Consider the following 23457-nt stretch of genomic DNA (forward strand, 5'->3'; position numbering starts at 1 on the left):
AAGGTTCAGTATTAACATTTCTTTTTCGTTTAACAGTATAGCAAATTTCCTAATTACTATTTTAATACAATTAGCTGGTATGACATTCTTTTGAGCAGTGATAACAACCGTTAACTTGTGAGTAATGCTCTTTTGCTTTTTGAACAGCAGATTTACAAGTGCTATGATATCCTAAATAAGTTCTATTTTCTTGTTTTGGCATCCAAGAACATCCTTCTTGGTGAACTTCATGATCTCCATTCGTTTGAGAATTATCATTTACATAATATTTTGGCATAATTTTGAGTTTTAAATTGATATTATTCAAATTTAACCTCAATAAAAAACAAAACCTTACGGGTACCCGTAAGGTTTAAAGTCATTAGAAGTTAATTGTGTAGTTTTAAAAAGCATTTTTAGCTTTTGCCTGTTTAAGATACTCATATTTTACCATTGTCCAATCACATTGCATTTTAACTAAATCTTTTAATCCAAAGGATTTCATTTCTTTGAAAATATTAATATTAAAACTTTGATAACCATCAAAACTCCATTCTTGAATCGCTTTATATGCAATATTTGTATTTTCACTTTTAAAAGCTCCAATTAATTCTATTAATGCATCAGCTTGTTTATTAATTTCATAAACAACCATGGAAAAATCATCTTTCCACTCGTTTAATGCATGTTTTTTTATTATATTCTCATATTCAGTTTCATAATTATTTTTAATATAACTAGCATTTGAATTTAAGCTTTGTGAACTCGCAACATTAGTCATTATAGATACAACTAAAAAGATAATTATTTTTTTCATTTTTTTAAATTTTAAGTTCTTAAATTTTTTATTTAACAATTTTATTACTCCCTAATTATTAAAAAATAGAGTTGTTGTAACTAAATTTATTCTAAACTATTTATCAGCCTATATTTTTATATAATTTATCTGATATTTACTTTTAAAACTTTGATGAGAAATAAATATATTTTTTTAATATTAGGATTCAATTTTAATCTTTTTGATTTTATTTTAAATAATTGATGTCTCTAATTTAATTCCCTTTAGCGGCAGTAATAAATGCTAATTGTCTTGCTTGGTCGTCTTCTCTTTCTCGTTTTTCAATTTTATCAATTTGTTGAAATATCTCTGCATTGTGACGCTCTACTTTTCCTGAAATTGTAAAAAGATCAATTAATGCCCAAATACCAAGCCCACCAGCAGTTAACCAGAATAAAAATTGTGTTCCCCATTTTCCAAGGTATGCATAATGAGAACCAAATATGAATAGGAAAAACAAATACGCTGTTCCTGTGGATTTAATTTGTGATTGAAGTTGATGTTTATTCATAACTATTATTATTAAGTGAATGTAAATTCTATTAATTTCAAATTTAAATTATCTATAAAATAAAACCTTACGGATTTCCGTAAGGTCTAATCATTTTTGTTCCTTTTTCATTATTTAGCAAATCCCCAAACTAAGCATATTGAATTAATTTCCAAGTTACAGCCTTGCCCCGATAAGGAGGCATTCTATTTCCTTCTGCAATTGGAGCAGTAGTTGTAGGCGTGCTAATTACTTTCCAAACTCCTGATTCAGGACATGATTGTCCAGTAGTAGCAGTTGTTCCTATTGGTTTTTTTGACATAAGTTTAAAATTTAAAGTTTAATATTTCAAAAATACCTCTCTAAAAGCAAAAAAACTTACGGGAAACCGTATGGCAATATCAATTGATGTAAATATTTTAAATAAGCCCTAAATCTTTTGCTAAAGAAACTAGATGTGTTGGGTTGTTAGCGTTAAAATGCTCTTTTAATAATTTCAAGCGCTTTTCAATAGTGCTTACACTTGTAGGTGACCATTTTTTTTCTTTTAGTAGATCGCTAATTTGTTCTTGTAAATAACCTTTAGAAAGACATTCTATTAAAAAAATATCATAATCAGCGATTTCGATTGCTTTATTTTTATGGAGAGCATTTGCAACTTGTGGAGAAATATAAAAACTTTCAGAATTATATATTTTTTGTATTGCTTTCTTGAGTTCTCTTAATCCTTGTCTGCTTTTCCATACATAAGCATTAATTTTATGTTCATTAAACAATGTTTGTATTCTAAAGTCTTTGTCTTCAACGGAAAATACAACGATTTTTAAATTAGGAAACTCATTTCTTACAGCTTTTATCAATTCATCTCCAGAATTAATTTTTTGTTCTAAATAATCTTTATCAAAAGATAAATCACTTATTAATAAGTCGAAAGGTACATTATTTAAACGCGCACTTTTTAATTTTAAAAGTGCTTCATCACAATATTGAACATAATCTATTTGTTGTATGTCTAATTTGGTTAATTCAGACTTTATTCCACTATTAATAAAGTCCATATCCTCAGCTATTAATACTTTTTGGAACATAGTAGTTATTTGTTAAAACTTATAAATGCTTTAAATCCATTATTTAATGACGAGTCAAAATTAATACTTCCGTTTATTGATTTTATACGGGTTTCCACATTTTTAAGTCCATTTTTCAAAGTAAGGTTATCAAATTCTAGCCCTACTCCATTATCAGAATAATTTATAAAATATTCACGACCAATATTTTTAAATGAAATTGCAACTAAAGAAGCTTTACTATGCTTTTGCATATTAACCATGAGCTCTTGTAATACTCTATATATCTCAATCTGTTTATTTTTAGCTATAAATTCTAAACCAATTTCATTAATATTTTTAAGAATAATCCTCGTTTTTTCATTGTTATAACTTGTAAGAAGTGCTTTTAAGGAATTCTCAAAATTACCTCCAGTTTCAATTGTGCTATTCTGGTGAGAAATATTACGAGTTAACAAATAAACTTTTTCCAAATCATCTAAAAGTCTATCGTTACTCTCTTTAGTATATTGAACTTTATTCATAATATTAATTACATTATTAGCAACTTCATCATGTATTTTTTTAGCAATACGAGTTTCAGTTTTATAAACTTCTTCTCGTTTTTCTCGCTGATGTTTTTGTTTTCGGAAATAAACAAAAACTAATAATCCAATTATAACTGAACCACTTGAAACAACTCCAATAATATTTCTTGTTTTTTCTTTTTCTAATTCTAATCTACTGTTTGATTGAGCTATTTTTAATTGTAAATTTTCTTTTTGATTTTTATCACTTTCATATCTGATTTTTGCAAATTTATTTTGTTCTACTTCTTTGGCTTTCTGTAAACTATCATTTATTTTGATATATGTATTATAATACTCTTTAGCGTTTTCTGGATTATCTAAAGCTATTAGTTTTTGCAAAGCTTCTAATTGATCATTTATTCTGTTTTGAGTTTTAGCTACATCATACATTTTTGAAGCATAATATAAAGAAACATTTGTGTCTATATTTTTATAATATTCAGAAAGATGTGCATAACTTGCTATAGAACCATATAAATCATTCTCTTCTTGTCTAATAGCTAGAGCGTTTTTTAATTCAGGGAGTACATACTCATTTTTATTGGCTAACCATTTTATATAAGCTAAATTATCTTCAACTCTAGCTTTAGTATTGTTATCAAGTGTTTCTATACTTTTTAAACTATCTAGGATTGCTATTGATAAATCATATTTTTTTAAATCTCGATAAATAATTGCTAAATTATTTTTATAAATTATAATATTTTTTTTTGAAGTTGAAAGACCAATCGCTTTTTTATAAAATAATAACGCATCTTTCAATTGTCCTTGTGATTTTGAAGAAATTGCCCAATTGTTATAAACAGATGCCGAATAATTTGGATTTTCACCTTTATAATAGTTAAGTGCTAAAGAACCAGAATATTCACTTGCTATGAAATCACCTATAGATAGTTCAATAATAGACATCCCAAATAAATTATTTCCATTTGAAAGGCTATCATTGTATTTTAAGAAATCATTTTTAAGTAAATTGTAATAGAAATAAGCGCTATCATTTTGATTATTTCTACTAAAATAATATGCCATTTTAGAATAATTTCTCCCAATGGATATCGAATCATTTTCTTTTATTGTTTTTTGTAATAATTCTCTAGTTGTATAAATTGCACTATCATACTGTTTTAAACTTCCAAATAAGTAAATTTTATAAGCTAAAATTTCATTTATATCTGAACTATCTTTTGTTATATTTATCCATTGTAAAGCTTTACTCGATGATTGTAAGCGAGTTTTATAATCAAAATTTTCATCTTTCATTTTAAGGATAAAAATATCCAAAGAATCAATTATTTTACTCTTTTCTTGATTTACTGATAATTTTTCGTTGCAAGATGAGAATAAAAATAAATTGTAAAGACAAAAAAAGAGGAATGCAATTTTTAAATCTTTCATTCCTCTAAATTAAGGTAAAACTATTAATTAATTATCAAACCATTTAAATTTTATGGAATTGGAGGAGGAGGTGGTGGTGGTGTTATACCTTCTTCACCGCCAGTTCCAAACAATTCAACATTATTTTGATAGGTGTCTAAATTCTGATCATCATCATTTGAACAAGAAAATAGCATTCCATTTATTAAAATAATTCCTGTTAATAAAAGTATTTTTTTCATTTTTTTCATTTTTTAAAATTTGACAATAGTATTGCTGTCCGAGTTTTGCTCAGTATTTTTTGCCTGACAGCGATACATTTAATATTGAAGAGATTTTCTCTCCTACTTTGGGAAGTATGAAGTCTAAAAACAGTTAAGATTAACTGCTTCCCAAAACGGTTGTCTTTCCTGTTTTAGAACTTCATTTAGAATTAGCTTATGTACAGCCTTAATTTGTACTTAATTAAGTTTTTCACTAATCCTAATGCAAAGATTAGAAGTGATTAACTGATTTGAGTGGAAAATTAATGGATAATACTTGGAAAAGATTAACCATAAGTGTTGGAAAATGTTTTCCATCGATTTTCCAAATTATTTTTAACTTTGAATAACTAATCTCAGCCAAAATGTTAAAAAAATTACTTAGCCAATTATTTGATAAACTTGAGAACGAAAGAGATAATGATAGAAAAACGAAAAATGGAAATGCTATTTATTTTGTTGAAGAAGTTCTAGAAAAAAAGTATGGATTATCTAATTATATTAGCTCACGAGCTATTAAGGGGTATTATGATAAGTATGTAGAAGAAAAAGAAAATAATGCAGGAGAACCTAGTGCTGAGTTAAAAAACTTAATTTCAAAATATTTAGAGTATAGTGATTTTCTAGACTTTGAAAATAATAATGGATCAATAGGGAGAGTTACTAAAATCTCTAAATTAAAGGTTGTTAAAATAACCGTTTTAATAACTTTAATGTTAATTGTGATATTTGGTTTTTTATATTATAAAGGAATATTTAAAAGTAATAATTGTATTATATGGGAGACTGATCACTATGAAAAAATTAATTGTGAAGGAAAATCACCAAACCTACTTTTAAAAGGCATTAATATTAAAAAATTTAAAAAGATCGAGGTTAGTGATACCACAACTTTTTTCGTTAATGGTCATCCTGTGATTTGGTATGGAAAATCTGATAAAGGGGAAATGGAATATTTTAATTCTAGGGGGGTACATCCAATTACAATGAAAGAATTAAAACCTATCACAGAGCATATAATTAATAAGTATATTTATGAAAAGAAATAAGCGCTATTGATATACGTTTGCTCTTCTTAGCTTACATCAATTATAGTAATATACTGGACAGAAAAATAGTGATTTGTCGTTTTTTTAATAAATTTCTGTTGTTGCAACGTTTTACTTTTCTTGTTGCAACAAGGTGTTTTTTTTAATGCATTTATCAATTGTCAATTATGAGAAGCCCTTTGTTTATAAAGGATATTGTATGTTGTAAGTTTTATTGATAACGTTGCAACGAGCTTATAATACTGTAATATCACTTAAAATAGTCACAGTTGCATTATTAGATGTAGAACTATTTTTTTGAATTAAATATTCTTATAAATATTTTTTATATTCTTCTTCGTTGAGATTACTTGCTGGATCATATTTGTAAACTACTTTATTTTTTGCTTGTTGCAATAAATAATGAGAATGAACAGGATATTTTCTTGTTATATCAATTGGGAAATAGATTTTTGTTTTTTTGTATTTTGTAACTTCAAATATTATTTGTTTCATAATTATTGTTTTGTTTAGAGAGTGTCATTATTGTCATTATTTACACTTTACTCTTAAAATTTAATACAGAATGACAATAGTGACAATAATGACATAAGAATAGCTAAATATATTTTACATAAATACCGTGATTTTCTTTAAGAAAAAATCTAGTATTTTTTAGAAATCTATATAATGTTCGTTCATTTAGATTTATTCTTTTTGCTTCAGTTAAAGCTTCTTTAGTTGTAAATCTAGTATTTAAGTTTTCGTAGAATTGTTTTTGAATTTTTGACAATCGATTTAAAGGATTTATATTATTTATTTTGTCATGAACCTTAAGGGCTACATTAAAATAATATTCAGTCAATTTAATAGAATTTTCTACGGCAAATAATTCAACTTTATCTTTTGTTTTATCAGTTAATGCCCAATGAGATAATTGAATTAGAAGTGAAAGCCTTATTGCATATACTTCATATTTAGCTTGAATGCTTGTTGCAACATCATCATCAATAAATTCTATTCTCTTGGAATTTTGCCATTCAATAAGAGCTTTTTTTGCTTGAGGATCAAACTCTAAAATTTTTGAATTTATATCATTATCGTTTTGTTGCAACATAAATAATCTTTCAATATATAGTTGATACATCTTAATTAGATCATTATCAATTTCATTAGTGCTCCAAAGTATGGGTTTGGGGTTGTCGTTTATAGAAAAAAGAAGCCTTTCAATAAATCCATTATTACCTCTATTATCTTTGTTTAATTCAGGTAAAATTTTAGTTTGCATTGTTCCAATTATATTTACATAAGTATCATCAAGTCGAATAGGATCATCATTTTTTCGATCAACAGAAATGGAATGTCCATTCCAAAGACTTAAATAAGTTTCTTGCTCACCTGAGCTATTATATCTTCCGAAATTTTTAATCCAGCCAAACAATTCATCTGAAAGAATTGCTATTCCATTTTTATTATTTGAATGTATTGATATTAATGACTCAGGTGTAAAATCTTTTAAAATATATTTTTTATAAATAGGTTTAGATTTAGTTCTTTTGTCTTCAGGACTAAGGCTATTGTATTCCTTTAATTCATTTTGATAATTCGAATATGAAGCCTTTTCTGTTTTTTCTATAGGGTTAAAAGCAAATTTTAAAGGATGAGATTTTACATCCCCTGCATTTCCAATAAGAGCTAAATATAAATTAGACTTAACAATAAAACCTTCTTTTAGTTTAACCTGGTATGAATTTCCAATTGCAACTGACGAAGCTGAAAGTATAGAACTACCTAAATATTCAATTGGAAAATTAAGGGTTTCTTCTGCTTTTTCAAGTAATATTTGGATCTCAATAGGAAATATCTCATAAGGGAATTTAGTTCTATATTCCATATACTTCAGGATTAAATTCACTAGGATTAATTAATTGATATACTGGTATTACAACGGTAATTCGTTTTGGTTTTACAGGAGAATTTCTATAAAGATTATCAATTGTTAATTGAAGTTTTTGATAAGGAAACCTTGGATCAGCAGTTGCAACAGTTTTAATGTGCTTTAATTTTCTTAAGTATTGATCATGCTCTCTTATTTGATTATCATCAATTAAGTAGGCTTGACTTCTAAGTATTTGTTGTTCTAAATTTTCTAATAACTGTAATAAATTAGATTTAATTTTTGAATTTTTCGTATATTGCATTTGATTTTTAACCGAATTATTGGGTGCTTTTTTAGTGCCCTTTTTCATTTTTGACATAGTTATTTTTTATTAATATTTGTTAAAGCATTTTCAATATCAATTCTCTTAAATCTAATACGATTTCCTATGCGATATGGACTTAGAATGCCTTTTTTACTCCAGTCGTCAATTGTAACAATTGAAATAGATAAAATGATTGATACTTCTTTTTTAGTAAGCCAGGTAGTAGGTTCTTTAGGAGTAAAACTTTTTTCAAATTCTTTGAGTTTGTTTTCAACACCTTTAATAATGTTGCGGATTAATTCATCTTTTGAAGTATGATGAACTTGGGTGATTTTTTCACTCATAATTTTTTAATTTAAATTTTGAGTAAAATTGTGATAAGTATGTTTAATTTATAGTACAAGGGTAACCCTATAAATTACCCTGTTGTATTTTTTTATATTGATTTTATAAAGTTTTTTATTTCTTTTTCATCATTTTTAAATTGTTGAGTCGTTTCTGATGGTTTTTTCTCTAATAGACGGAGACCTCTTAATGTATTAGTGTAATCTTTGTTAAATAATTTTGATAATAGTTTTGCTTTTTTTGTTTTGGCTATATCTCCCCATGTTTCAGATTGAAAACTAATAATATAGTCCATAAGTAATATGGATTTATTTAAAGTTAATGGTTTAATTGATTTGTTATTTTCTTCAGATAAATATTCATTTTTAAAAACTTTTAAGGCTTTTAAGACACCATTATATTTTTCAATTTTAATCCATTGATTAAATATTTTATTTTTGTCAAAATCTATAAATTGATGGGTAATAAATTCTTCAATTAAATTTCGATCTAATTCGCAGCTAATATGATCAATAAAATCTTTTTCACCATAATCTCTGTAATCATCTTGACCAAGAAAATACCAAAATGAAAGATCTATTTTAAATAATTTCTGAAAATATTTTTTATGGTTTTTTCTAAGAATATTTTCAATTTCAATTTTATCAAAAGCGTTTTCAATTTTCATTTTTACTTCTTGTATTTCCGCAAAGTTTTCGGTGTATGCTTCTTTTGTGTCCAAAAAATAATTAATGATTTCATCAAGCACAAGCTCATTTACTATGTGGGTACGTTTAAAGAGTTCTCCATTTTTTTTAAAAGAATTTAGATGTTCATTTGAATATTTTATTCTCCTTTTTTTGTAAATATTGTTCTTAACTAAATATTCTTCTTTTTCTTTTTCTGTAAAATTATAATACTTCTCTGTAGAAATAGAATTTGAAAATTTGGATGATTTCCCCATTTTTATTGCTAATTTTTTTGTAAAACTGTTATTTATAGATTTTAATTTTTAACATTTTGAAATACCTCTATTTTTTATTTATCTGAATTCTTTATTATAACATGATTTAAATTAAATATTTTTTAGATTACAAATTTCAAGCCAAATACAATTATGAATTAAAGAATGGATTGTTAGAAATTTTGATGGCTCTTTCATCCGTAGTAATTTTAATGTAGTTTAAAAATGTTTTTTCAGAACTATGGCCACTAATGGCCATAATATCTAATGTTGGCATACCGGCAATATATGCATTTGTACAAAAGGAGCGTCTGGCTGTATGGTTTTTAATTAAGTTATATTTAGGTGTAGTTTCAGTAATTGTTTTTCCTCCTTTTATTGAGTTAATAGTTATAATTTCTTTAATCTTTGCTTTTTTGCCAATTTTAGAGAGTTGATCATTTATTTCTTGAGGATGCATTTTTTTTGGAAGCTTGTTGTTATGTTTTTTAAGAATTTTTTCAACTTCTGGGTGAAGAGGAATAGATAAATATTTCCCAGTTTTCTTGACTGTTAGATTAAAAAATCGCTTTCCATTATGTTCTTTTATATTATCTTCTTTTAAGTCGTTAAAGTCAGAAACTCTTAATCCGGTATAAGCTCCTACAATAAATAAATCTCTTGCATTATCCATAAAAGGATTTTCTGTTAGGTCTAAATTTATTATTGATTGAAGCTCTTTTATATTGAGATAAATATTTTCTGAAACAACATTTGGTTTTATAAAGTGTTTGTTTCTGTAGCTTAAATTTGTATTATATCCTTGCTCCGTTGCAGCATTCATAAAAACTTTTAAAACTTTAATAAACTTTCCAATTGTATTTACAGAAAATTCAAGTTTTTCCAAATAGGTTTTGAAAGCATAATAAAACTCTAAATTGATCGTGTCAAAAGTAATTTTGTAGTTTTTCTTTTTTTCAAAATCTTTAACTAACTCAATGGTTCTATTGTAATCTTGAATAGTTCTTACTGATAATTTTTTTCCAGTTGTTTCGTTTACTCTGTTTTCTGATTGTTCAATAAATGTTTTTGTAAATGTATAAAAGGTGATTATATCTTCCTTTTCTTCTTCCTTTTTTCCTAAATAAATGTCAACATCATCTTTTAAAAGTTGTTTTATTTCATTTATGTTATTGGTTTCATATTTACTTAATTTATCAAAAACATAAGTTTTAAAATCAGAAAGCTTTTTGTTTAAATGGTCTTTAGTATTTGAAAGGGCAACAACGTTTCTGATTTGTTGTTTTGAATTATCCCAGTATTGCGGAATGACTTTAATATTAGTTGAGCCTCTCAATCGAATTGTAGATGATAAGCTAATATCATAATTAATTGAAACTGGTTTAATTGATTTTTTGTTACGTATTATATATTTGACAGTAGCCATTTTGAATTTGATCTTTAACCATTTCAAATGTAACTAAAATAAAACTTGTGACAGTATTTGTGACGGTAAAATTTTATATTAACTTTTTATAACTTTTATTTACTTTGTATAAGAACCTTATATATAAAGGGATCGAAGGCTAAATTACTATGTGTTAGTCTTAAGTACTCATATATTATATTAGTCCCGTCCAGACCGCGCAAAAAGCATCTCAATTGAGATGCTTTTTTTATGTTATCTTGTATTAAAACTTATTGATTGTTCCATTTATATCCATTTTTTATTTTTAAATGTATGCGCTAATAATTGAGCATTTGAAAAAACTCCATTTCGAAATTAAATAGGAAGCAGTAATAAACCTTTTATAAATTAACAAAAAACTAATCTTCATCTTATTTATTAATAATGACAATGCATATAAATTGGTATTAAGTAAATATTAATTTAGCTTTGCATCTAATTTATAAAACTGCACTTATGAAAGGAATTATTTTAGCAGGAGGCTCTGGAACTAGATTATATCCAATCACCAAAGGAACTTCCAAACAATTGCTGGCTATTTACGATAAACCAATGATTTATTATCCGCTATCCATATTAATGCAATCTGGCATTACGGAAGTACTTATTATTTCAACGCCACAAGATTTACCAAATTTTGAAAAGCTACTGGGAAATGGCAATAATATTGGAATGCAATTTTCATATAAGGAACAGCCATCACCTGATGGTTTAGCGCAGGCATTTATTTTAGGAGAAGATTTTATAGGAGAGGATGATGTTTGTTTAGTTTTAGGAGATAATATTTTTTATGGTGCTGGGATTGAAAACTTATTACAAGATGCAGTTAAAACAGTTACTGAGGATAAAAAAGCAACTATATTTGGATATTATGTTCAGGACCCTAACAGATATGGTGTAGCGGAATTCGATGTGAATGGAAATGTAAAAAGTATTGAAGAAAAACCCGTAAATCCAAAAAGTAATTATGCGGTTGTTGGATTGTATTTTTATCCAAATAATGTAATAGATATTGCTAAAAATATTAAGCCATCAAAAAGAGGAGAGTTAGAAATAACTACGGTTAACGAAACTTACTTAAATCAAAATAATTTAAAGTTAGAAGTTATGGGTAGAGGCTATGCCTGGTTAGATACCGGTACGCAAGATTCCTTATTAGAAGCATCTAATTTTATTCAAACTATTGAAAAACGTCAGGGATTAAAAGTTGCTTGTATTGAAGAGATTGCTTTTGAAAAAGGCTATATTACTAAAGCGCAGTTAATGAAATTGGCTGAAGAATATAAAAATAATGATTATGGCACATATTTGATGGGGCTGATTAAGTAAAGAAAATTTAACCTTAAATAAATGAAATTTACAAGAACAACAATACCAGAGGTAATTATTTGTGAACCACAAGTTCATGCCGATGAAAGAGGTTATTTTTTTGAATCCTTTAAAAAAGAATCTTTTGAAAAATTTATAGGATATTCTGTAGATTTTTGTCAAGACAATGAGGCGAAATCTACCAAAGGAGTTTTACGAGGATTGCATTACCAAATGCCTCCATTTGCACAATCAAAATTAGTTAGAGTAATTAAAGGAAGCGTATTAGATGTGGCTGTTGATATTCGAAAAAAATCTAAAACATTTGGTAATTATGTTGCGGTAGAACTTAGTGAACATAATAAAAAACAACTATTTGTTCCTCAGGGTTTTGCTCACGGTTATGTGGTGTTGAGCGAGGAAGCTATTTTTACCTACAAAGTGGATAATTATTATCATAAAGCATCGGAAAGAGGTATTTTATACAATGATCCAACGCTTCAAATAGATTGGAAATTTCCAATAGAAGAAGTGTTGATTTCTGAAAAGGATAAAATTCAAACAACTTTTAATAATGCAGATTATTTTTAAGCCATAGGTGATGAAGCATATTTTAATAACAGGAGCAAATGGTCAACTTGGTTTAACCTTTAAAAATATCCAAACAAAATATCCTAATTTTAATTTCTTTTTTGCAACAAAATCGATTTTAGATATAACAAATTCAGTTGAAGTTGAAAGATTTATAGTAACAAATAAGATTACTACAATAATAAATTGTGCAGCGTATACTCAAGTAGATAATGCAGAAGAGGAATTCGTTTTAGCAAATAAAATTAATCATATTGCGGTTGAAAATTTGGCTTTACAGGCAAAAAAATACGCTATAACTCTAATACATATTTCTACCGATTATGTTTTTGATGGAGATTCCAAAGTTCCTTATACAGAAATCTGCAAAACAAACCCTCAAAATGAGTACGGAAGAACTAAATTAAAAGGAGAAAAGGCTATACAAAAAGTTAATCCTAAAAATTCTATAATTATAAGAACTTCGTGGTTATATTCCGAATTTAATACGAATTTTGTAAAAACAATTCGTAGAATAAGTAAGGATAGAGATAAAATTCAGGTAGTTTCGGACCAAATTGGTTCCCCAACTTATGCAAAAGATTTAGCGGAAGCCATACTTAATAGTATTTCTAAAATAAAAAATACAACTACAGAAATTTTTCATTATTCTAATAAAGGAAGTTGCAGTTGGTTTACCTTTGCAAAAGAAATTGTCAAAATTTCTAATATAAAATGCATGGTGGAACCTATAGAAGCTATAAATTTTAAAACGAAAGCAAAAAGACCAAAATATAGCTTGTTAGATACTAATAAAATTCAAAATACGTTTGGAATAGATATTCCAAATTGGCAAGATTCTTTAAAAGAATGTATTAAAAACATGTAAATAACTATGAAAACCATTTTAATAACCGGAGGAGCAGGATTTATTGGGTCTAATCTTGTAGAATACCTTGTAGAAAAATACCCAAATAACCACTTTGTAAATTTAGATATGTTAACCTATGCGGGTAATTTAGAAAATTTAAAAAGTATAGAAAATGCTAACAATTACACCTTTATAAAAGGAAATATTTGTGATAGAACATTAGTAGAAAGCATATTTACCAAATTTAAAATTGAAGGCGTTATGCATTTGGCCGCCGAGTCGCATGTAGATAATTCTATTACCAATCCAGATGTATTTATTGAAACCAATGTAAAAGGTACATTTACTTTGTTAGATGTAGCTTATAAGTTTTGGATGGAAAAACCATTTACGTATAAAAAAGAATTTAAAAATAGCCGTTTTTTACACGTTTCTACGGATGAAGTTTATGGTACATTAGGAAAAACAGGATTATTTACCGAGCAAACACCTTACGCTCCAAATTCTCCATATAGTGCGTCCAAAGCTAGTAGCGATATGATTGTTCGTAGTTATTTTCATACTTATGGAATGAACACGGTAATTACTAATTGTTCCAATAATTACGGACCAAAACAGCATGATGAGAAATTAATTCCAACCGTTATCAGAAAAGCATTATCTGGTGAAATAATACCAATATATGGTGATGGAAGTAATATTAGAGATTGGTTATATGTATTAGACCATTGTAAAGGAATTAACTTGGCTTTTCGAAAAGGAATAAGTGGAGAAGTGTATAATATTGGAGGAAAAAATGAGCAGAATAATAATTATATTGCGCAAAGAATATGTGAATTGTTAGATGGTATTCAACCTTTAGAAAAAGGCAGCTATAAAGATCAAATTAACTATGTAGAAGATAGAGCGGGTCATGATTTTCGTTATGCCATTGATGCTTCTAAAATTGAAAATAATTTAGGTTGGAAAGCCGCTGAAAATTTTGATTCTGGAATTTTAAAAACTGTGGAGTGGTACTTTAATAAGTACAAAAATAAATAAGTGAAGCAAACACCAAAAATAGCAATTATAGGACTAGGTTATGTAGGTTTACCTTTAGCTCGATTATTTGCGACCAAATATTTGGTTGTAGGATATGACATTAAACCAAAAAGAGTTTCGGAACTTAAAAAAGGGATAGATACTACTTTAGAAGTTGAAAAAGAAATCTTAAATGAAGTTTTAGTAAACTCTGTAGATGAAAAAAAAGGATTGTTTTGCACTTCAAATCTTGGGGACATTTCTAACTGCAACTATTATATTGTAACCGTACCAACACCTGTAGATAAAAATAATAAACCCGATTTAACACCATTAATAAAAGCTAGTGAAACAGTTGGGGGTGTTATAAATAAAGGTGCTGTTATAATTTACGAATCTACTGTATATCCAGGTGCTACAGAAGAAATATGTGTTCCTATTTTAGAAGAAAAATCAAATTTAGTTTTTAATAAAGATTTTTATGTGGGTTATTCTCCAGAACGAATAAATCCAGGCGATAAAAAACATACGGTAGATAAAATTTTAAAAGTTACTTCAGGCTCTACTAAAAAAGTGGGAGAAGAAGTAAATAATTTGTATGCTTCGGTAATTACCGCAGGTACACATTTAGCGCCAACTATTAAAGTAGCAGAAGCTGCAAAAGTTATTGAAAATTCTCAGCGAGATATTAATATTGCATTTGTTAATGAATTGGCTAAAATATTTAACTTATTAGATATTGATACGCATGCGGTTTTAGAAGCAGCAGGAACTAAATGGAATTTTTTACCATTTAAACCAGGTTTAGTTGGTGGACATTGTATTGGGGTTGATCCTTATTATTTAGCACAAAAAGCACAGTCCGTTGGTTATAATCCTGAAATTATACTTGCAGGAAGAAGGCTTAACGATAGTATGGGAAATTATGTAGCTTCTGAGGTTATTAAACTTCTGGTTAAAAAGGATAAACCAATAAAAAATGCAAACATTTTAGTTTTAGGAATTACTTTTAAAGAAAATTGTCCGGATGTACGAAATACTAAAGTAGTAGATGTTATTAGAAACTTAGAAGAATACGAAACTAAAGTAACTGTTTTTGATCCTTGGGCTGATAGTAAAGAAGTACAGGATGAATATCAAATAGAAACAGTTCAAAGTATGCCAGATAATTATTTTGACGCTATTGTTTTAGCGGTTGCACATAAAGAATTCTTAAAAATAGATTTTTCAAAAAAATTAACGAAAAACGGAATTATTTATGATGTAAAAGGGGTACTAAAAGGTAAAGTCCAAGGGAGATTATAATTCACACAGAGCCTGTCGAAGTGTAGCGAAATCATTAATAAATTAAAAACACTAACAAAATAACTAAAACTAAAAAAACATGAAAAACTTTGCATTAATTGGAGCAAGCGGTTATGTGGCACCAAGACATATGAAAGCTATTAAAGACACCAATAATAATTTAATAGCAGCTTTAGATAAGTTTGATAGTGTTGGTATTATAGATAGCTATTTTCCAAATGCTGATTTTTTTACGGAGTTTGAAAGGTTTGACAGGCATATTTCAAAACTAAAATTTGAAAAGAATATGCAATTAGATTTTGTAAGTATTTGTACGCCAAATTATTTACACGATGCTCACATACGGTTTGCACTTAGGCAAGGAGCGGATGCTATTTGCGAAAAACCACTAGTATTAAACCCTTGGAATATAGATGCTTTAGCGCAAATTGAAAAGGAAACTGGTAAAAAAATTAACAATATTCTTCAGCTACGTGTACACCCAAGCATAATTGCTTTAAAGGAAAAAATAGATAACGGACCTAAAGATAAGATTTACGAAGTAGATTTAACGTATTTAACTTCTAGAGGACATTGGTATTATACTTCGTGGAAAGGAGATATTGCAAAGTCAGGAGGAATAGCAACCAATATTGGGGTTCATTTTTTTGATATGCTTTCTTGGATTTTTGGGGATTTAAAGCAAAATATAGTTCATGTAAATACTCACGATCGTTCTGCAGGATATTTAGAATTTGAAAAAGCTAGAGTTCGCTGGTTTTTATCCATAAATTATGATGTATTGCCTGAGGATATTAAAGCAAAAGGACAACGTACTTACCGTTCCATAACTATTGATGGAGAGGAATTAGAATTTAGTGGCGGATTTACCGACTTACATACCGTTTCTTATAACGAAATATTAAAAGGGAGAGGATATGGTATTGAGGCGCCTCGCCAAGCAATAGAAATTGTGCATGCAATTCGCCATGCCAATCCAATTGGTATAAAAGGAGAATACCATCCATTTGTTAAAAAGCCATTAGCAAAGCACCCTTTTGAAAAATAATCTTAGATATTTTAAGACTATTTTATAGAAAATTGTTCTAAAATATATTACTTTTGTGCCCTAATAAATTGTAAGGAAATACTAATAAATGGTAATTTATTCAATTTTATTTGAATATTGCTATAGTTGTTTTAAAAGAAAAAGAAATTATAATGTGTAAAAGTTCAGTAGGTTATGAGTTTAACTGGTATGCCATACGTACACATTCAAGGGCAGAAAAAAAGGTTTATGAACGATTGAATAATCTTGGATATGAAACTTTTTTGCCTTTATTAACCTCTATAAAACAATGGAGTGATCGAAAAAAGAAGGTAACGGAACCTCTGATTAAATCCTTTGTTTTTGTTAAAACTAGCAACGATAAATTTTCTGAAATACTAGCAGTATCAGGCGTAGTAAATATTCTAAAATATTTAGGTAAACCTGCTATTGTACGAGATGTTGAAATTGATAATTTAAAAATAATAATTGGTAATAGTAAAAATATTAAAATTATTAGTCCAATTAATTTATTAGAAGGCGAAACAATAGAAGTTGTAAAGGGGCCGTTTAAAGGATTATTTGCAACGTATATAAATAAAGCAGGTAAATATAGAATAATAGCAGAAGTTGAAGCTTTACAAAGTTTTATAGAGGTGAATTTACCGTTAAATAGTATTAAAAAGGTAGCTAATAATTAGTTGTTAGCTAATAAAATAAAGAAGTTTATAATACCAATGTTTCCAAAATAATATGGGACTGAGGAGGGCGAAGCCATGCTGATAAATAACTTTTAATTAAAAAGATTTTATTTAAATTTATATAGCTTAAAATAAATTATGAAAGTAACAATTATAGGGACAGGGTATGTTGGTTTAGTTACAGGAACCTGTTTTGCTGAAATGGGTAATACGGTAACTTGCATTGATGTTGATGCAAAAAAAATAAATGCCTTAAAAAATGGCGTTATTCCAATTTATGAGCCAGGTTTAGAAACGCTAGTAATAAAAAATGTGGCAAATGGAAATTTAAATTTTAGTACACAATTATCAGATGCCTTACCGGCTACAGAAATTGTTTTTATAGCAGTGGGAACTCCAATGGGTGATGACGGTTCTGCCGATTTACAATATGTTTTAGCAGTAGCTTCTCAATTAGGAAAAGAAATGACTCATGATTTAATGGTGGTAGATAAATCCACAGTACCTATCGGAACTGCAGATAAAGTTAAAGCCACTATTCAAAAAGAGTTAGATCAAAGAAACTCCACATTAAACTTTCAAGTAATTTCTAATCCTGAGTTTTTAAAAGAAGGTGCAGCAATTGAAGATTTTATGAAACCAGATCGCGTGGTAATCGGCGCTGAAGATGAAATAGCTTTTGCTAAAATGAGAACATTATATGCTCCTTTTTTAAGAAATCACGATCGTTTAATTGAAATGGATATTCGTTCTGCGGAAATGACCAAATATGCTGCAAATGCAATGTTGGCAACTAAAATTTCTTTTATGAATGAAGTGTCTAATATTTGTGAACTAGTAGGAGCAGATGTAAATAAAGTTCGTTTAGGTATTGGTTCTGATAATCGTATTGGGTATAGTTTTATTTATCCGGGATGTGGTTATGGAGGCTCTTGTTTTCCAAAAGATGTAAAAGCATTAAAAAAAATCGCAGAAGAATATGGCTACCAAGCACAATTAATTACTTCCGTAGAAAACGTAAACAATCAACAAAAACTAGTAATAGCGAATAAAGTAGTTAAACGTTTTGGCGAAGACTTAAAAGGCAAAACGTTTGCTTTATGGGGATTAGCATTTAAACCTGGAACCGATGATATGCGTGAAGCACCAGCAATTTACGTAGTAAAAGAACTGGTAAAAAGAGGCGCAAAAATACAGGCTTACGATCCAAAAGCTATGGATGAAGCCAAAGCATTTTATTTAAAAGATGTAGAGGGTATAATCTATAAAAATGCTAAATATGAAACCCTTATCAATGCAGATGCACTTATTATGTTAACAGAATGGAAAGAGTTTCGTTCCCCAGATTTTGAGGAAATAAAAGCACAATTAAAAAATCCAATTATTTTTGATGGTCGTAATCAATACAATATATTTAATTTAGAAGAAAAAGGGTTTGAATACTATCAAATAGGAAAACAAACAACCTTGCGAGGAGTGTAACGACGAAGCAATCTAAAGCTAAAAGTAAAAGATTGCTTCATTTCATTTTTCATTCGCAATGACGAATTTAACGCCATCACGAGGAGTACAACAAAGAAAACGTCATCACGAGAAGCGGTAGCGACGTGGTGATCTGCCAGTATTGAAAAAGATTGCCACGCTACGCTCGCAATGACGAATAAATGAAACTACCTTGCTAAGGAGGAATTAAAAATTCAAAATATAGTTTTGATCTAAGTCAAAACAATTCAACATCTAAATAAAAATAAAAAACTAAATTTACCACAAAATTAAAAGTAACCTTATGAAATTTAAAGCAATTGCTATTCTGCTGCTATTCAGTGTGTTTAGTGTAATGCAAAGTACGGCACAAACTATAAGTCAAAGCCAATTGTCTAGTATAAATATTGATGATTTATCCGATGCTCAAATTCAATCGTATTGGGATAAAGCAAAATCACAAGGATATACGATAGACCAAATTGAAATTTTAGCGAAGACAAAAGGAATGTCCGATGTGCAAATAATGAAGTTAAAGCAAAGAATTAATGCGTTACCTTTTAAAACTACAAATACAAGTTCGCAATCCGATATAAGTTCAACTTCTGCAATAAATCCATTAGAAAAATTTGGGTTAATAGATAGCAGCGAGGTTACCGTTAAAAAAGATTCTTTATTTGGTTACGATTTTTTTAATAATCCAAATATATCCTTTACCCCTAATTTAAATTTAGCAACACCAACAACGTACCAATTAGGACCTGGAGACGAGTTATTAATTGATGTTTGGGGAGCTGCACAAAATAATTACCGAAAACAGGTAGATAGAGAAGGTGCTATACGCATTGAAAATGTTGGTCCTATTTATGTTAGTGGTTTATCTATGGATAAAGCTAAAACTAAAATAATTTCCTATTTAAAAAAGATATATAATGGTATAAGTGCGCCAAATTCAAGTTACAATAAGGTATATGCTGATGTATCGTTAGTGGGGGTTCGCACGGTTCAGGTAAATATTATTGGAGAAGTTAAAGTGCCAGGAACTTATTCTTTAAGTGCATTATCTACAGTATTAAATGCTTTGTATGCAGCAGGAGGTCCAACAAAACATGGAACTTTTAGAGATATTAAATTAATTAGAGGAGGAAAAACATATAGTAATTTTGATATTTATGACTATTTAATCAATGGTTCAGAAAAAGGGAATACCCTATTGCAAGATCAAGATGTAATTATTGTTTCTCCATATTTGAGTAAAATTCTAGTAGAAGGAAATGTAAAACGCCCTGGGATTTATGAATTGAAAAAAGGAGAATCTATTCATGATTTGATTAATTATTTTAGTGGTTTTACTGCCGATGCATATAAAGAACGCCTATTGGTAGAACGAGTTAATGGTAAAGAAAAACAAGTTAGCGAAGTAGTATTAAAAGATCAAGGTAACTTTGAGTTAAAAGACGGGGATAAATTAACCGTAGGTACAGTTATTGACCGATATGAAAACAGAGTTAGTATTGGAGGTGCAATATACAGACCAGGAAATTACGAATTAACAAAAGGATTAAAACTATCGGAATTAATAAATAAAGCAGCAGGTATTAAAGAAGATGCTTTTTTAGATAGAGGTATTATTTATAGAACGGTAGATGATGTTAAACAGGAAGTAATACCATTTTCAGTAAATAAAGTAATACATAAAGAGGCAGATGAATTGTTGAAAAGAGAAGATAGTGTTCATATTTTCAGTAAATATAATTTAAAAGAAAAATATACCGTAAGTATTGATGGAGCTATTAATAAGCCTCAAACTATTGACTTTGTTGAGAAAATGCATATTGAAGATTTAATTGCTATTTCAGGAGGATTTAAAGAAGGTGCAGATCCTTCGGTAATTGATATTTCACGTAGAGTTGCAGATGGTAGTTATACCACTGTTAGTAAAAATATAAAAAAATCCAGTACTAATAAATTAATTGTTAGTGATAATCAAGGTTTTTATTTAAAACCTTTCGATAGAGTTTCTGTAAGGTATATACCTGGTTTTACCAAACAAAAAAATGTTAGCATAGAGGGAGAAGTAAAATATCCAGGAACCTATTCTTTAGCAAATAAAGACGAACGCATATCCGACTTGGTAAAAAAAGCCAATGGATTTTCACCTTATGCTTATTTAAAGGGAGCAACACTAGTTAGAAAAATGAATACCAATACAGATAAGCAACAGTTAGCAATGTTAGAAAACATTACTACAAAAGATTCTACATTAGTTTTTGAAAAAGATAATGAAATAAAAATAGGAATTAATTTAGAGAAAATTATGCAAGAAGGAGGAGCAAAATCAAAAATAGATTTGATTTTACAAGAAGGAGATGCTCTTTTTGTACCCACGGTAAAGCAAACGGTTGAAGTGCGTGGAGAAGTATTTTCCCCATCACTTTCAAGATATGATAAATCGTATTCGTTTAAAGATTATATTTCAAATTCTGGAGGATATTCGGAGAATGCAGTTAGAAGAAAGGCATATATAGTATATGCTAACGGAGATATTAGAAGTACCAAAAACTTTATATTTTTTAAAACGTACCCAAAAATAGAACCGGGAGCCTTAATAATTGTGCCTAAAAAATCTGAAAATAAACACAGACTTTCAGCAACGGAAATTTTAGGAATAACATCTGGTATTTCTACTTTAGGTATTTTAATTAAAACGTTGATTAATTAATTTAACATCATTGTGAGGAAAGAAAACGATCTTGCAAGGCAAACGTCATTGCGAGGAGAGCAACGACGAAGCAATCTGCTTCAAAATAAAGAGAAACACCTTTAAAAGAAACAGATTGCCACGCTACGCTCGCAATGACGGACATGAGGTGGGGCAAGGAAACATAACGTCATTGCGAGGGAGGAACGACCGAAGCAATCTGTTCTAAAATAAAACGAAGTAATCCGTTTCAATATGAAAAAGAATTATGTGTATTTTATGACAAATAAAAATAACAAGGTAATTTATATTGGAGTAACGAGTAATATAATTGAAAGAGTTTACCAACATAAAACAAGAGTATATAAAGGATTTACATCAAAATATAATTGTGAAAAATTAGTTTACTTTGAAGAGTTTAACGATATTAATCAAGCAATTAATAGAGAAAAACAGTTAAAAGCAGGTAATAGAAATAATAAAGTAAAATTAATAGAAGGTATGAATCCACAATGGAACGATTTAAGTAATGATTGGATATTTGAAACAGCATAATCCGTAATTGCGATGAGATAAACGAAGAAGCAATCTGTAGCTAAAATAAAAGATTGCTTCATTTCATTCGCAATGACGATTTTAACGTTATCACAAGGAGAGTAACAAAAAAGTACGTCATTGCGAGGGAGGAACGACCGAAGCAATCTGCTTCAAATTAAAGAAAAAGATTGCACAGCTTTTACAAAGCTTCGCAATGACAGATAAAAATAAAACATAGGTTATAAATTAAATAACATGGCCCAAGAAAACACCAAACCAACACTTACCTCAGAAGAAGATGAAATAGACTTAATAGCTTTAGCCAAAACGCTATGGGATGGTAGAAAAACCATTATAAAAGCAATACTTATTTTTATGGCTATAGGCTTATTTATAGCCTTGTTCTCCGAGAAAGAATATACCGCTTCTACCACTATTGTACCTGCTACTCAAGGAAAAAGTATTGGAGGGAGTTTAGGAGGCCTAGCTGCAATGGCTGGTATTAATTTAGGTAGTTTGGGGAGTGATTCAGGTATTTCAACTTCGCTATACCCACAAATTGTTAATAGTATTCCTTTTCAAAAACAATTATTGCAAACCCCCATAACGATAGAAGGACAAGAGAAACCAATAACATACACAGATTATTACACCAATGTATATAATCCAAGCTTGTTAGGGTATATCAAAAAATTTACCATTGGTTTACCGGCACTTATTATTAAAGCCATCAAATCCAAACCAGTCATTGCGAACAAAGTGAAGCAATCTGTTGATGGAAACCAAATTCAAACTGTCACAGATGATGAATACCAACTTATTAAACAATTAAAGGATCAATTGGTAATAGATATTAATGATAAAGATGGCTATGTTACTATTTCTGCAACTTTACCAGAAGCAAAATCTGCAGCACAATTAGCAAAAAAAGCACAAGAACTATTACAACATTATATCATTAATTTTAAAGTTCAAAAATCAAAAGAAGAACTTAAATTTATTCAAGGTCGCTATCAGGAAAAAGAAAAAGAATTTAAAACTATTCAAAATCAATTAGCTAGTTTTAAAGATCGTAATCAGAACATTAATACTACGTTGGCACAATCTAAAATGGTGCAATTGCAAAGTGAATACGATTTAGCATTTAGTGTATATACCGAATTAGCTAAACAATTAGAAACGCAACAATTACAAGTAAAACAAGATACTCCGGTGTTTACGGTATTAAAACCAGTTACTATTCCCATAGAGAAAGCAAAACCTAAAAGAGTTTTAATTTTAGCTATTTGGACATTTTTGGGTGTTATTATTGGAATTGGGATGGTGTTTGGAAAAACATTGTTAGGAGGACTGAAAAAGGATTGGATAAAAAGTGAAAATTAGTTATA

At 28.5% G+C, this 23457-nt stretch carries 25 protein-coding genes; 12 read left to right on the forward strand and 13 right to left on the reverse strand.

Annotation, left to right across the window (positions count from 1 at the left end):
• Positions 1-70 precede the first annotated feature (70 nt).
• From R3342_RS04340 to R3342_RS04370, 7 genes are all read right to left on the reverse strand, one after another.
• Positions 71-277 (reverse strand): hypothetical protein, encoded by a 207-nt coding sequence (locus R3342_RS04340; protein ID WP_318938451.1) that lies wholly within the window; start codon positions 275-277, stop codon positions 71-73.
• A 105-nt stretch (positions 278-382) separates the two neighbouring features.
• Positions 383-796 carry a hypothetical protein gene (locus R3342_RS04345; protein WP_318938452.1) on the reverse strand — a complete coding sequence of 138 codons (414 nt, stop codon included), beginning with the start codon at positions 794-796 and terminating at the stop codon, positions 383-385.
• Between the two features lie 235 nt (positions 797-1031).
• Entirely contained in the window at positions 1032-1328 is a 297-nt protein-coding gene (locus R3342_RS04350) for a TM2 domain-containing protein (RefSeq protein WP_318938453.1), read from the reverse strand.
• Between the two features lie 130 nt (positions 1329-1458).
• Entirely contained in the window at positions 1459-1629 is a 171-nt protein-coding gene (locus tag R3342_RS04355) for a hypothetical protein (RefSeq protein WP_318938454.1), read from the reverse strand.
• Between the two features lie 97 nt (positions 1630-1726).
• Positions 1727-2395, reverse strand: coding sequence for a response regulator (locus tag R3342_RS04360; protein ID WP_318938455.1), 669 nt, complete (start codon positions 2393-2395; stop codon positions 1727-1729).
• Between the two features lie 5 nt (positions 2396-2400).
• On the reverse strand, positions 2401-4338 hold the full coding sequence (locus R3342_RS04365; protein WP_318938456.1) for a hypothetical protein: 1938 nt from the start codon (positions 4336-4338) through the stop codon (positions 2401-2403).
• A 50-nt stretch (positions 4339-4388) separates the two neighbouring features.
• A complete protein-coding gene (locus R3342_RS04370) occupies positions 4389-4559 on the reverse strand; it encodes a hypothetical protein (protein ID WP_318938457.1) in 171 nt (56 codons plus the stop codon).
• 386 nt (positions 4560-4945) lie between these two features.
• Between R3342_RS04370 and R3342_RS04375 the strand changes: the two genes are divergently transcribed.
• Complete coding sequence (locus tag R3342_RS04375) at positions 4946-5629, forward strand: hypothetical protein (RefSeq protein ID WP_318938458.1); 684 nt, start codon at positions 4946-4948, stop codon at positions 5627-5629.
• A gap of 312 nt (positions 5630-5941) precedes the next feature.
• On the opposite strand, the gene R3342_RS04380 is transcribed toward R3342_RS04375, so the two are convergent.
• From R3342_RS04380 to R3342_RS04405, 6 genes are all read right to left on the reverse strand, one after another.
• A complete protein-coding gene (locus R3342_RS04380; RefSeq protein ID WP_318938459.1) occupies positions 5942-6124 on the reverse strand; it encodes a hypothetical protein in 183 nt (60 codons plus the stop codon).
• Between the two features lie 103 nt (positions 6125-6227).
• Positions 6228-7502 carry a DUF3987 domain-containing protein gene (locus R3342_RS04385; RefSeq protein WP_318938460.1) on the reverse strand — a complete coding sequence of 425 codons (1275 nt, stop codon included), beginning with the start codon at positions 7500-7502 and terminating at the stop codon, positions 6228-6230.
• Positions 7492-7866, reverse strand: coding sequence for a hypothetical protein (locus tag R3342_RS04390; RefSeq protein WP_318938461.1), 375 nt, complete (start codon positions 7864-7866; stop codon positions 7492-7494). Before R3342_RS04390 ends, R3342_RS04385 begins: the two co-directional genes overlap by 11 nt.
• A gap of 2 nt (positions 7867-7868) precedes the next feature.
• Positions 7869-8156, reverse strand: a complete 288-nt coding sequence (locus tag R3342_RS04395) for a helix-turn-helix domain-containing protein (protein ID WP_318938462.1) — start codon at positions 8154-8156, stop codon at positions 7869-7871.
• Positions 8157-8248: 92 nt separating this feature from the next.
• Positions 8249-9100 carry a hypothetical protein gene (locus R3342_RS04400; protein WP_318938463.1) on the reverse strand — a complete coding sequence of 284 codons (852 nt, stop codon included), beginning with the start codon at positions 9098-9100 and terminating at the stop codon, positions 8249-8251.
• Positions 9101-9251: 151 nt separating this feature from the next.
• A complete protein-coding gene (locus R3342_RS04405) occupies positions 9252-10526 on the reverse strand; it encodes a tyrosine-type recombinase/integrase (RefSeq protein WP_318938464.1) in 1275 nt (424 codons plus the stop codon).
• Positions 10527-11003: 477 nt separating this feature from the next.
• On the opposite strand from R3342_RS04405, the gene rfbA reads away from it, so the two are divergent.
• The 11 genes from rfbA (at position 11004) to R3342_RS04460 (ending at position 23452) form a co-directional block, all read left to right on the forward strand.
• The gene (gene rfbA, locus R3342_RS04410; protein WP_318938465.1) at positions 11004-11876 is read left to right on the forward strand and encodes a glucose-1-phosphate thymidylyltransferase RfbA; all 873 of its coding nucleotides are present in this window, start codon (positions 11004-11006) and stop codon (positions 11874-11876) included.
• A gap of 21 nt (positions 11877-11897) precedes the next feature.
• Positions 11898-12446, forward strand: a complete 549-nt coding sequence (gene rfbC, locus R3342_RS04415) for a dTDP-4-dehydrorhamnose 3,5-epimerase (RefSeq protein WP_318938466.1) — start codon at positions 11898-11900, stop codon at positions 12444-12446.
• Positions 12447-12456: 10 nt separating this feature from the next.
• Complete coding sequence (gene rfbD / locus R3342_RS04420; RefSeq protein ID WP_318938467.1) at positions 12457-13314, forward strand: dTDP-4-dehydrorhamnose reductase; 858 nt, start codon at positions 12457-12459, stop codon at positions 13312-13314.
• A gap of 6 nt (positions 13315-13320) precedes the next feature.
• Positions 13321-14337, forward strand: a complete 1017-nt coding sequence (gene rfbB / locus R3342_RS04425; RefSeq protein WP_318938468.1) for a dTDP-glucose 4,6-dehydratase — start codon at positions 13321-13323, stop codon at positions 14335-14337.
• Entirely contained in the window at positions 14338-15621 is a 1284-nt protein-coding gene (locus R3342_RS04430; RefSeq protein ID WP_318938469.1) for a nucleotide sugar dehydrogenase, read from the forward strand.
• 79 nt (positions 15622-15700) lie between these two features.
• Positions 15701-16669 (forward strand): Gfo/Idh/MocA family oxidoreductase, encoded by a 969-nt coding sequence (locus R3342_RS04435; protein ID WP_318938470.1) that lies wholly within the window; start codon positions 15701-15703, stop codon positions 16667-16669.
• A gap of 152 nt (positions 16670-16821) precedes the next feature.
• Positions 16822-17349: a UpxY family transcription antiterminator gene (locus R3342_RS04440; RefSeq protein WP_318938471.1), complete on the forward strand. Its 528-nt coding sequence runs from the start codon at positions 16822-16824 to the stop codon at positions 17347-17349.
• A gap of 138 nt (positions 17350-17487) precedes the next feature.
• Positions 17488-18831 carry a UDP-glucose/GDP-mannose dehydrogenase family protein gene (locus R3342_RS04445; RefSeq protein WP_318938472.1) on the forward strand — a complete coding sequence of 448 codons (1344 nt, stop codon included), beginning with the start codon at positions 17488-17490 and terminating at the stop codon, positions 18829-18831.
• A gap of 304 nt (positions 18832-19135) precedes the next feature.
• Positions 19136-21553, forward strand: coding sequence for an SLBB domain-containing protein (locus R3342_RS04450; protein WP_318938473.1), 2418 nt, complete (start codon positions 19136-19138; stop codon positions 21551-21553).
• 234 nt (positions 21554-21787) lie between these two features.
• Positions 21788-22087: a GIY-YIG nuclease family protein gene (locus R3342_RS04455; RefSeq protein WP_318938474.1), complete on the forward strand. Its 300-nt coding sequence runs from the start codon at positions 21788-21790 to the stop codon at positions 22085-22087.
• Between the two features lie 237 nt (positions 22088-22324).
• Positions 22325-23452, forward strand: coding sequence for a Wzz/FepE/Etk N-terminal domain-containing protein (locus R3342_RS04460; RefSeq protein ID WP_318938475.1), 1128 nt, complete (start codon positions 22325-22327; stop codon positions 23450-23452).
• The last annotated feature ends 5 nt before the right edge of the window (positions 23453-23457 follow it).

The sequence above is a fragment of the Lutibacter sp. genome, from assembly GCF_033723435.1.
Classification (GTDB): Bacteria; Bacteroidota; Bacteroidia; order Flavobacteriales; family Flavobacteriaceae; genus Lutibacter.